This is a genomic window from Anaerococcus prevotii DSM 20548 (assembly GCF_000024105.1).
In the GTDB taxonomy this organism is placed as follows: domain Bacteria; phylum Bacillota; class Clostridia; order Tissierellales; family Peptoniphilaceae; genus Anaerococcus; species Anaerococcus prevotii.
This window is the reverse complement of record NC_013171.1, coordinates 652363-664691: the sequence shown is the minus strand read 5'-3', so window position 1 is coordinate 664691 and position 12329 is coordinate 652363. Positions and strand designations below refer to the sequence as shown.

Annotated in this window: 5 protein-coding genes and 1 pseudogene; 1 reads left to right on the top strand and 5 read right to left on the bottom strand. The window is 34.2% G+C overall.

Going from position 1 to position 12329, the window contains the following annotated elements; translation table 11 throughout:
* Positions 1 to 3 precede the first annotated feature (3 nt).
* Positions 4 to 225 (bottom strand): YdbC family protein, encoded by a 222-nt coding sequence (locus tag APRE_RS02975; RefSeq protein WP_015777520.1) that lies wholly within the window; start codon positions 223 to 225, stop codon positions 4 to 6.
* Between the two features lie 115 nt (positions 226 to 340).
* Positions 341 to 1435, bottom strand: coding sequence for a GH25 family lysozyme (locus APRE_RS02970; RefSeq protein WP_015777519.1), 1095 nt, complete (start codon positions 1433 to 1435; stop codon positions 341 to 343).
* Between the two features lie 194 nt (positions 1436 to 1629).
* On the opposite strand from APRE_RS02970, the pseudogene APRE_RS10025 reads away from it, so the two are divergent.
* Positions 1630 to 1993 (top strand): annotated as a pseudogene (locus tag APRE_RS10025) (transposase); the annotation flags it as partial.
* A 160-nt stretch (positions 1994 to 2153) separates the two neighbouring features.
* Here APRE_RS10025 and APRE_RS02965 read toward each other — a convergent pair.
* From APRE_RS02965 to APRE_RS02955, 3 genes are all read right to left on the bottom strand, one after another.
* On the bottom strand, positions 2154 to 4247 hold the full coding sequence (locus tag APRE_RS02965; RefSeq protein WP_015777518.1) for a heavy metal translocating P-type ATPase: 2094 nt from the start codon (positions 4245 to 4247) through the stop codon (positions 2154 to 2156).
* A 19-nt stretch (positions 4248 to 4266) separates the two neighbouring features.
* Positions 4267 to 4716, bottom strand: a complete 450-nt coding sequence (locus APRE_RS02960; RefSeq protein ID WP_015777517.1) for a CopY/TcrY family copper transport repressor — start codon at positions 4714 to 4716, stop codon at positions 4267 to 4269.
* 542 nt (positions 4717 to 5258) lie between these two features.
* Positions 5259 to 12320, bottom strand: a complete 7062-nt coding sequence (locus APRE_RS02955) for a lectin like domain-containing protein (RefSeq protein WP_015777516.1) — start codon at positions 12318 to 12320, stop codon at positions 5259 to 5261.
* Positions 12321 to 12329: the final 9 nt, after the last annotated feature.

Below are 12329 nucleotides of genomic sequence, written 5' to 3'. Positions count from 1 at the left end.
TCTTTAATGAAATTCATCAGCCAAAATATTTTTAAGAACTTCGGCCTCTTCTGTTGTAAGGGTTATGCCCTTGCTCATTCTTGTGTGATCTTCATTCCAATCACGAATGTCATATTTTGGATCTCTTTCATTCCAAGAAACAAGATTAAGCTCCTTGGTCCAACCCTTGGCATTGGTTGAAAGAACTCCAAGATTTTCAACTATATCATATTTAATTCCTGCCATCTTTATCTCCAATCTATAATATTCTCTAATTAATACTCTTTTATTATTTTATAGTATTCTTTTTTTTAATCAAGTTTTTCGGAAAGCTAGCTTGAATCTAATATGATAACTTACTTTAAATCCTCCTTGATTTTAATAATCTATTTACCTCTTTTTGGATTACGGCATAATCATAGCCCGCATATTCTAATCTTTTTCTTCTGATATTACCATTGCCCCACTTACCGGCGATTACTTCTTCAGCTACCTTGACAAAGCCCTTAGAGGATACTCCTGTCATAATTAATGGATAGTCCCTGTAGAGGATGTTCTTGTCTAAATCTCCCTTGTAGCCGTAAACTCCTCCCTTGGATGAATATTGCCATGAGTCATAGTGGCTATCCTTGTATTTTGGATAAGGAGCGTCCTTTTTCCATTCTGCTATCCAAAACTCATTCTCATCCCTTACTTCCTTAGTCAAGTATTTATTGGCAAACCATGGATAAGAATAAATTCCTGCCACATAGCCATTTCGCCTGATAGCCTTGGTAAAGGCATCTGCCACGGCAGTAATCTCTTTCTTACTAGCCTTGGCCTGTCTATCGTTATCCTCAATATCTATATAAATAGGTAGGGAGACTTTTTTATTTCTTACTATATCTAGGACATAGTTTGCTTCTTCTATAGCCTCTTTCTCATTTATCGCCCTTGAATAATGATAGAAGCCCATAGGGATATCTCTTTTATTAAGCTCGGCATAATGAGTTTCTATTTTCTTATCTTTACTTATGCTTTTATCCTTTTGTCTAATAGATGTCCTAAGAATTGCTCCATCTATGGAGTTTGCAAGTTTATCATAGTCAATATTCTTAGGATTTTGATACTCGCTCATATCTACTACTTTCTCATAGACAGAAACTTTTGGATAGATATCTGACTCATCTAAGATAGCCTGGCTTTCTGGACTTAACTGTTCAACTATTTTGTCCACTTCCTCTTCGCTTACTATTGTTTCTTCATCTTTATTTTCTCCTGGATTTGGCTTTTCTATATTAGAACTTCCATTTCCGTTATTGCCATTTTCTGTATTTTCCTTAGGTCTTTCAACTTCTTCAAAGATCTCATCTATATTAGAATCATCATACATTACAACTTCAGCAGCATAGGCTATATCTGGTAGTAGGAGAGCCAAGACTAAGGCAGATCCTACAAGTTTTTTATTAATCTTCATATATCCTCTTTTCATTTCTTTACTTAAGTAAATAATATCATATTAGAAGATTTCTAACAAGAAAAAGAGGATATTTCTATCCCCTTTACTCTAATCGAATAATGCATCAAAAAAATCTGGAATTTGTGTTGATACTATATCTCTTGTGCATTTTGTATCTATGCATCTATCGAGCACATATTTGATATCATCTCATCATAAAAGAGTTAATTTGGATAGAGCAATACTATAAATCTGGAGAAAAAGTTATAAATATAGCAAAATACTTATCAAGAGCAAGACAAACCATATATAATGTAATAAATTGGCTAAAAAAGTTTAAGTATACAAGACTACCATGAAAACCACAAGAAAAATAAGTCTAAATATGAAGTCAAAGCCAAACAATTAAGCGGTAAAGAATATGATTATGTTCTTGATAAAGTAAGTAAAGGATGGACTCCTGATGTAATAATAGGTAGAGGTGAAATAAAACTATAATTGAGTTCAAGAACACTCTACAGAAGGTTCAAAGATGAAACTTTAGAAGTAAAACTTCTACCAATGAAGAGTAGAAGAATTTATGAATTTAGTGTATTCTGTCTAGGTTAATTTGACAATTGAAACAATAAAAAGAAAGAGATGATTTCCAGGGTACTTACATCTCTTCCTTTCTTGTAAAACTATCGATTATTTATAATTTAAGGGTTTTCAAAGATTCTATATACTAACAATCATTTTAATTTGAATCTAATCTTAATAAAATAGCATTAATTGCTACTACGACTGTTGACACAGACATTAGGATTGCTCCTACTGCAGGGCTTAATGTGAAACCAATAGGAGCCAAAATTCCTGCAGCTAGAGGGATAGCTATAAAGTTATAGCCGGCTCCCCAAAAGAGGTTTTGTTTCATTTTACGAGTTGTTTTGTGTGCTAATTCAATGAATGATTCAATATCTCCAGGATCAGATTGAGTCAAGATGACATCAGCTGAATCCAATGCCACTTGGGTTCCAGCGCCTATAGCTATACCAACGTCTGCTAAGGCAAGAGAAGGGGCATCATTAACACCGTCACCTACCATGATAACTTTTTCTCCTTCATCTTTAAGTGTTTTTACTAACTCATATTTGTCTTGTGGAGATTGATTTGATCTATATTCAATCCCTAAGTCTTCTGCCGCTCCTTGAGCTGCTTTTTCATTATCACCTGTTGCCATAATTGGCTCTATATTGTTATTTTTAAGAGCTTTTATTAATTCTTTACTGGTTGCTTTTAATTCATCCCCCAAAGCTACAGCACCAATGGCATCATCGTTTTCTACTAAGACACTGAGGGTTGCTCCTTTTGGAATATCCATATCTAGATTACGTCCGTATGCTTTTTGACTGATTAATTGGTATTGGTGCCCATTGGCTTTACCTTCTACGCCAGCACCGGAAATTACATCAATGGAATCAAAGGATACTGGACTTATACCTTCTTGGTTGGCGAAGCTTATAATTGATTGAGCAATAGGGTGACTAGACCCTCCTTCAATACCTGCCAGTAAGGCAATGATTTCCTCCTTTGTATATTTGTCATTAAGAAGTTTTACATCTAAAACTTTAAACTCACCAGTTGTTAAAGTACCTGTTTTATCTAAAATCATCACATCCGCATCTTGAGCTATTTCTAAGGCTTGGCGGTCTTTTACTAATAAGCCACGGCTAGCTCCTAAGCTTGTACTACGGGCGGTTACCAATGGAATAGCCAGACCCAAGGCGTGCGGACAAGCTATAACTAATGTTGTGATAGCAAATTTTACTGCCGTTGGAATATCCGCTATAAGCATCCATACTACAAAAGCTATTAGTGTGGCAGTTACCGCAATATAGAAGAGCCACCCCGCAACTTTTTGAGCAATATTTTCTGCACGAGAAGGTTGACTTTGAGCTTGGCTGATTAAATCCTGTACTTGAGAGATAAAGGACTTATCACCTGTCTCAAGTACTTTAATATAAAGAACCCCTTCCCCATTTGTCGAGCCCCCGATCACTTCATCGCCAGGTCCTTTTTTAATTGATTTAGATTCCCCAGTCAAAAGAGCTTCATTTAGACGTGATTCTCCGCGCTCGATAGTTCCATCTGCCGGTACATTTTCTCCGGCTTGAACACGAATTAAATCACCTACTTTTAAGTCAGCAACTGGACGTGTTTCAATTGAATCATCTTCTAATACAACGTGAGCATCTTTCGGCACTAACTTAGCCAATTCTGCTTGTGCATCTCCTGCTTCTCCAATAGCTTTCATCTCAATCCAGTGACCTAATAACATGATTAATAGTAATGAAGCAAATTCAAAGAAAAAGTCCATCACGTTGCCACCTGTCACGTATCTATTGATAACAGTATAAATACTATATACATATGAAACACTCAAACCTAAAGAAACGAGAGCCATCATTCCAGGTTCTTTTTGTTTAAATTCCTCAACTGCCCCATGATAGAATGGACGTCCACCATAAATAATTAATATAGTAGATAAAATAGCTACTACAATATCAGAATATGGAAAAGTAAACTGGAATGGTAGGTCAAACCCAGCCATAGGGGATAAGAGCATAATAATGATTCCTAGTGGTAATGACTTTAAGAAAAGTTCCTTAAAGTTACCGTGATGATGGTGGTCATGCCCTCCGTGCCCACTGTGGTTATGCCTAGCATGATGGTCGTGATGTTGATTCTTGTGGTCTCCATGTTCTTCCGTGCTTACGTGCTCATGTTTTGAATGATCCATGTCGCCATGATTATGGTGACTGTGGGATGAATGTTTGTTGTTATTGTTCATTTTAAATTCCTCCTTATTCTTAATGATGATGTAAATGACATTCGCATTGTCCTTCTGGACAATTGCAATCCACTTCTTCTACTGCGAAAGATTTTTTCATCTCTAATATTTTTTCTAGTCGATCTATATCATCGAAGCTTAAGACATGATCTTCAATGATGTTTCCTATTACATTCCCGACTTTTTTTCGGCAAATACGGTTAAAAATATCTTCTGCATAATCCCTTACGGCTTCTTTCTCTTCAATATTGGCAGTGTAAATAAACTTTCTACCTTCCTGCTCTGTATTTAGTACGCCTTTCTCAACTAATCGACCTAAGATCGTTTTGATAGTGGATTGTGTACAGTCCATTTTTTCTTTCAATACGGAAATGACCTTTTTACTAGTTACTCGATCATTTGCCCAAATCACACGCATGACTTCCCACTCAGCATCAGTTATATGGGTACTAGCTACTGGTGTACTCATTCTTTTTTCCTCCTTGTTGTTTACAATCGTAAACGTATTATTTAAAATTAGTTTACCTTTGTAAACTAACCTTGTCAAGTATTTTTTAATGTGTAAAATCTCAATTGTATTTATTTTTTATTTTACAAAGTACTAATTATGAGCTTGGTTTGATTTGCTTGTATTAATTTTAGGATTATACGCGATTAGAAAAATAGATATTAATATATATTAATTTTTTAAATTGAGACAGTATAATAAATAAGACTAAAGTAACTTGTACCATTGACTACAGATTACATTCAGTAAAATTATTATTAAATTATTCCATTTTTGGTAAAAATCGATATTAGCTCTATCTTAGTTTATCATCACATGGTGCCATTAATATGTCGGAGTTTTTCACCATGGGCAAAATAAACTTAATTTCTGTATTACATATAGGCTAATATGCCTTATTTATAAACCTTCATATATCCTCTTTTCATTTCTTTACTTAAGTAAATAATATCATATTAGAAGATTTCTAACAAGAAAAAGAGGATATTTCTATCCCCTTTACTCTACTCGAATGATACATCAAACAAATCTGGAATTTGTGTTGATACTATATCTCTTGTGTATTTTGTATTTATGCATCTATCGAGCACATATTTGATATCATCTAGGTCATCATAATCTTTTATAAAGACTACCTTTCCTTCAGAATCTATGGCTACTATGGTGTTGTTTCTTCTAGTATTTAGATAAAATATGGAATTTCCATTAGTATATATTTCATCTATATCCAGTTCATTTTCTTCTATACTTTCTGCTAAAAGTCTAGTAGACCCTATAGTATTTATAAGTTTAATTGAGAAATCATCACTAACTAAGTCCTTGGTATCAAGCCACATATCTCGAGTGGACTCTTCCTTGTAGTCTCCTAGCATTAGGAGGGTAAGATTATCATCTTGAATAGCAGAAATTCTTGAGTATTTATTATCAAGACCCAGAAGGTTGATATTTTTGATATCCCTTCCGTAGTATCTCTTATTAGCGAGCTTTTCACTATCTCTTAAACCATCATAGTCTCCCCTAGCTGATCTTTGCTCGAAAGTTAGAGGAAAGGCTCCCTCAATTTCTGTACTTTCGACATATGCTGGTTCATGGTCTCTGTTATCTGTAGATATTTTCAAATCTCCTATTTGTGGGAAGTTTTCTTCCTGCTTTTCACTTGAATATTTTGTTCTAAGAGATCTATTTACTAGATTTTCTATATCTTCATTGGACCTGTAGCTCATTGCAAACAATAATCTACCGTCTTTATCTACTACTAGAACATATGGACTTGAAAGCTCCTTGTCAAAGTCGAATTTCTCTCCACCAAAGTAGAAATTATCAGCTACATCGTTCATGTCATAAGATTTAAACATTGTATATAGATCGTCTAGACCACCATAATTAGATATTTTTACTAGATTTATAGTTTCTCTATCTAGATAATAAGAATTTTTCCACATTATTCTTGACCTCTTGTCATTAGGAGAACCTACTAAGAATACATTTATATCACTAGATAGGAAGCCTTTGATGTAGGAATATTCTCCATCCATATCTCCCATCAAGTACATATTCATATCTTTACCGTAATATTTTTTGCTGATTTCTTTCTCATTTGGCTCAAAGATCCTATAGTCACCTCTCTCATCCCTTTGCTCGAGGGTCATTGGATAAATTTTATTAGGGTCTTCTTCTCTATCTTCAACTTCTTCTAAGATATCCAAATCTTCTTTTTCTCTATAGAAATCAGTTACAGTTTCTTCTACTGCAAAGGTATCGACTGTTCTATCGATTACGTATTTGATATCTTCATTAGTCTCGTAGGACTTACTAAATAATAATCTTCCATTCTTATCTATAGCTACAATGCTTGGCTTTTGTGTATTGAAAGCTAAGTTAAAGGCAGGAGACATGTAGATTTCATCCTTAACATTCCACAAAGATCCAAATCTTTCTTTTTCTCTATTAATAGCAGCTTGACTTCCTAGGAAGGAAACATTGATTAGATCGAATTTACCATCTTTGATATAATTGGCATTTTCCCACATTTTGATAGTTTCTTCCTTCCTATAGTCTCCTATTAAAAGAATTTTTGTTTTATTTTCTCCAATTAATCTTATATTAATCCTAGAGTTATCTCCTTTGAGTAAATCTATCTTGGAAAAATCATGACCGTAATTTCCATTGTATCTTAGTTCGTTTTCATCAACACCTTCGTAGTCGTCCCTATCGTTTCTTTGATCAAGAGACATAGGATATTCTTCTGGGAAGTTTTCCTCTCCTAGAAGTTTATAGTCATCCTTACTTGCGTAGTAACCATTTGACATATTAAATCTTTTTAATAATTCATAGTTTGACTTATATGGGAATACATTAATCATAGCCCCATTTTTATCAAGGATTACTACTTGGTTTTTATTAGACCTAAATTGTCCATTTATAGAATTCCCCCTATAGAAATTATCTCTATAAACCTTGCCCTTGCTTATTTCCTCTAGGTCTCTCACGCTACCGTTAGTCACTACGTTTATGAAGTTAAAGGCTTCGTCATTTATCAAGGATGAATTTTCAAACATAGCCCTTGATGTAGAATCAAGTCTATCACCCATTAAAAAGATGCTTGGTCTTTTCCCGTCTATTATGTCTTTTATCTTCATAGCCTTGTTGTCCGTATTGTATAGGACAAAGTTGCTATAATTATAGGCATATTTGTTTTTGACATTTATCCTTGTTAGATCGTCAGTTGCTGTGAAAAAGTCAAGGGCTTCTGCTCCGTCAAAGGATAGAGGGAAGTTTTGCTCTTTTACTTCTACATCTATTGGATTGATTGGTTTTTCTTCATCCTTTTTATCATCTTCCTTTGAGTCATCAGAATCTTTTGGTTTTTCATCATCTTTATCATCAGGTTTTTCTTCTTCATCTGTTTCTTTAGAATCACCTATTTGTATATCGAGATCTTTTTTGTATTCACTAAAGCCCTCTCTATTTAAATAAATCTTTATCTTGTATTTTCCTAGAGCATATCTATCAGATGTATTAAAACTTAACTTAATATTTCCCTTATCATCTGACATCTCCTCTATTTCATCCATTACTTCATCATTTTGATTTACAAGACTTGCCCTAGCACTTACCTTATCAATTAAGGAATCGTTCAAATCTTTTGCACTTATTGTTACATTGACCCTATCTCCTAGTTCATAGACATTCTTATCTGTCTTTATATCTGCCTTCATTTGTAGGTCACGTGGTGTATTTTGATCTATTACTTCATAGTCTCTCGTCGTGTAAGGATTTTTATAATCTGTATCTAGAAGCTGAATTTTGACATTATACTTGCCAAGGCTGGTCCTATCATTAGTTCCAATCCTTAGTAGATGGCGTCCATACTTATCAGTCTGTCTATTATAAGATACTTTTCTTCCAAAAGGATCTGTTAGGGTATATTTTATATTTCTATTCGAAAGTCCCTTCTTGCTATCCCTATCTTTTATTTCAACATTCACCTCTACGATATCTTTCCTCCTAACTCTATTGTTTGGAATATTGACATTGATATCGCATGTCTTATAGTCGGATAGGCCACTTATCTTAAGATATTCATCTATGCCTTCTTCTATTTCATAGACTTCTTCAAATTCTTTTTCTTTAACTTTCTCTAACAAGCCGTCTATATCATGCCTATCTCCTACTAGGAGTATTTTAGATTGCTTGTTTAAATAATCTAGAAATTTATCTAGGTCTTTATCCTTGTAAGGAATGTTGATTGAAGATTCAATACTCGCTTCTTCATAACTTGATCTGTCTCTGGTATCAATGACCAAAGCTTTTTCTTTATCTAAGAAGTCTTTAAGATCTTTAGCTTTTATCTTTTCATAAGCCTTCTTTTCTGCCTTAGGTATTTTATGAGATGTTAAGAATATCAACTCTCTTTGGCTTAGATTTTCGTATCCATCTTTACTAATAGCAAAATCTAATTCATACTTGCCCCTAGTATTAAGGTCTAGGTCAAATCTTGCCTTTCCTTCTTTATCAGTTACTAGTTTTACTTCCTTATTTTCTTTTCTATCAGTGATTTTGATATTGATAGTAGCATCCGGAAGAATTTTATCATTTTCATCCTTTATCTTGATAGCTACAGGTACTTTCCCTGCTTCTTCGTATATATTTTTATCAAAGTTAATGTCTGCCTTAATCCTATCAAGCTTTTCTCTTTCTTTTACCTTAAAGCTAATAGATTGAGTTTCGGACTTAAAGTTTGACTTATTGGCCTTTAGACTAATAGTATAAGTTCCTGCTTTTAGATCTGGTTTAAATTCCCAAGATCCTTCTGCCTTATCATCTGTACTAGTCTTGTCAATCAATATATTTCCATCAGCTGTCTTAACTGATACACCAATTTCTGAATTTCCTACAGGATTTCCATATTCGTCTAGACTCTTGAAGAATATCTTAGCCTTTTCGTCTTCATAATATTCTTCCTTTTTGTTTTTTATATCAAGCTTTAACTGCCTATAGTCTATTTCATCATCACCAAATCTAAGCTTATAGGTCGATGATGTAGATGGGTAGTTGTAGGCACTTGTGTAGGCTTTTATTGTATATTCACCCTTGGATGTGTTTGACTTTGGAGTTAGATAAATAAATACATAGCCTTGGTAGTCTGTAACCTTCCTCATCGTAGTTTCCTTTTGGTTTGGATCGGTTATGGTTACTTCTACAGAAGCATTTCTCTTAGGCTCGTTATTTTCATTTCTAACTTGAATTTTTATATAGGCTGATTCATTTAACTTATAGTCTTTTTTGGCAGAATCAAAGGATATATTTAAGAATTTACCATCTTTTTTGACAAAGAATTCTGTATACTTACTAGTATCATAATAGCCTTCCTTGTAGGCAGTAGCTTCTAATTTATAAACTCCAGTTATATTGGCAGCTGTTAGGTCCATAGAGAAGTTTGCCCTACCATTTTCATCAGTTTTTAGGTCAAGATCATAGGACTTTTGATTAGAATCTGTAAGACTTACCCTGACATTTGCATCTCTGATAGCTTCATTATTATGGCTTACTAAAAATTCTGCATTTACCTTATCTTGCCCTAACATAAATTCATTCTTGTCCATCTTTATATCTAGGTCTAATTTTTCCATTAGAGGAGTGTTAGAGTCTACTTTTAGGTCAAGTGTTTCTGTGAAATCATCAAAACCTGACAAGCTAGCATCGATTCTTATTTTGTAATTACCTTCTTCAGATAGGTCTTCTCCATCAATATCGAAGATTGCTTGACCGTTTCTATCCGTGTAGATTAGTCTTTTCGTTTCTTTATTGCTAGGGCTTATAAGGGTCATATTGACCTTAGCGTATCTTTTAATTTCCTTGTATTTATCAGTAACAGTACTTACAAGTCTTAGGTCATCTTTTGGTCTAATAGCTTCTCTTTCTAAAGTGTTTGTTACAAAAAGAGGATTTTCTATACTTGGAGTGAAGTCTTTGCTTTCAACATTGAAGGTATTGATACCGATTAATTTATCTTTATAATAAATGTTTAGCTTATACTTTCCTATAGCTGCATTATTATCTAGCCTAACGTTAAAGTTAGCTTCTCCAGTTAGGTTGGTTTTGAGCTTGTAATTAAACTTTTGATTGTGACTTGTTACTATCTCACAAGTTAAATCTTTGTTTGCAATCTGGTTTTGATCTTGATCTCTCATAGAGACATTTACGGCAAGCTTTTCACCTTGTAGATAGTTCATCTTATCAGTTATAATGTTAGCCTTAAACTCTGCATCTGCTTCATCTACTTTAACTCGCATTGTATCAAAGACCTTGCTTGAAGACTTAGCTCTAGCACTAATTACACACTCTCCGTAGCCTACTGCTTTGATATTTCCTTCGCTATCAACTCTACAAACTGTTCTATCAGAACTTTCCCATCTTATATCTTTAGGATCACTATCTTGAGGCTCAATATCGACCTTTATTTTTTCTTCTGCTCCAATTTTCATCAGTTTTTCTTTTTCTTTAAACTTGATGCTAGTTATTTTATTTTCTATATTGCTATCATCATCTATATGGTCTTTTGAAACAGTAAAAGCTTTTAGAGAAACATTGGCATTTTTAATTTGATCTGTAAGGTCTGTCCATTTCTGGCCATCTTTACTTACAAAAGACTGTCCGCTACTAGCATCTACTTTAGAGGAAAATCCCTTTATAGGACGTTCTATAGGAATAGGATACCTGTAACCAGGAGTCTTCATCCTAACAATAACTGCAAATTTCGATCCTTTAGGAATAAAAGTATCGTCTACCCTTACTTTTTCGTAACCGGCATATTCCATAGTCCCGTAAGCAATTGATTCCTTGTGGGCTAGACCTCCATTTTGATCGACATTAGTATTGATAAAAACTTCATATTCACAATTATTAGCAGAAGTCCATAGACCAACATTTCTTAAGTAAATATCCTCTTCAGTTGGTCCAAACACATTGGCATAGTAAGATTCCTCGCCAAGTCCTACTTGACTTGTCATTCCCAGCTTATCGTACTGCCATATTTTTTCATTTTCTTTTATGTCTTCAAGGATGTATTGGGAGTTTTGGCTACCTATATTTTTATCATAATATGATACATAGTAGTAGCCACCTTGCTTGCCCCAGCCAGTACCCCAAGAGTTTTTGCAAATCCAAGCTCCATCTCCAGGAGGGGTTATTTTAAAGTTTTTTCTAGAATAATTATCATCCCAGCCAACTATAGTTATGGCATGATTTGGGGCAGCTGATCCTTGGTAATTGTGGGCCATGGTTGTTTTATTAAGATGTTCATCTCCTCCCATAACAGCAGAGTAGACTCCACCATTTTCCATAATCATTTTCTTAAGGAGTTGATTATCATTTGAATCTCTCCTATCAGGAATAAAGATAGCCCTAGTTAGTTCCTTAGCTACAGGTAAGTTTTCTGGAGAATTCGTCCCATATATATCATAGGGGTCATCCTTTTCAAGAACTGGCCCAGATCTTCTTGCAAGATATGCTGTTGATACAGTCCTAGTTCCCCCTTCACTTGGGCCCCAGTCAAAACCATGAGTATTTCTCATATGTTTTTCAGAAAAGTCCATCCTCTCATAAGGCATTAGAACTGATTCAGCAGATCCATATGTAGCAAAAGCCCAACAAGATCCGTTTGGTCCTTGGTCTTTAACCGAGGTTACCCTTCCCTCATCTCTTAAATCATATAAGGGATTGCTAGCTATGTCTGCATTGAAGCTACTTACAGACCTAAAGAATACATTTGGGAAAAATTTCCTCATTGTCGATCTATCAATCGCAGAATAATCAGTATAAATTTCATAAGGGTCTTCTTTTATGGCTCTTGATACGATTGGTTCTTTATTAAAATTGTCATTATCTATTTTTTTATCGTCTATTATTTCATCTTCTTCAAGGTATAGACTTTGATCAACATTTTCAAAGTCGACTATAGAATCCTTATTATAAGTCTCTTCCTGCGCATAGCTAGGAGAAAGAGCTGTAGTGGCTATAATCAAAGATAATAAACTAGCTTTGATTTTTGCTATTTTTTTCATTTTCCCTCC

Bases quoted from the DNA above. Each gene is read 5' to 3' on its own strand.
- APRE_RS02965 (WP_015777518.1), bottom strand. From the start codon at position 4,247: ATGAACAATAACAACAAACATTCATCCCACAGTCACCATAATCATGGC.
- APRE_RS02955 (WP_015777516.1), bottom strand. From the start codon at position 12,320: ATGAAAAAAATAGCAAAAATCAAAGCTAGTTTATTATCTTTGATTATA.
- APRE_RS02960 (WP_015777517.1), bottom strand. From the start codon at position 4,716: ATGAGTACACCAGTAGCTAGTACCCATATAACTGATGCTGAGTGGGAA.
- APRE_RS02975 (WP_015777520.1), bottom strand. From the start codon at position 225: ATGGCAGGAATTAAATATGATATAGTTGAAAATCTTGGAGTTCTTTCA.
- APRE_RS02970 (WP_015777519.1), bottom strand. From the start codon at position 1,435: ATGAAGATTAATAAAAAACTTGTAGGATCTGCCTTAGTCTTGGCTCTC.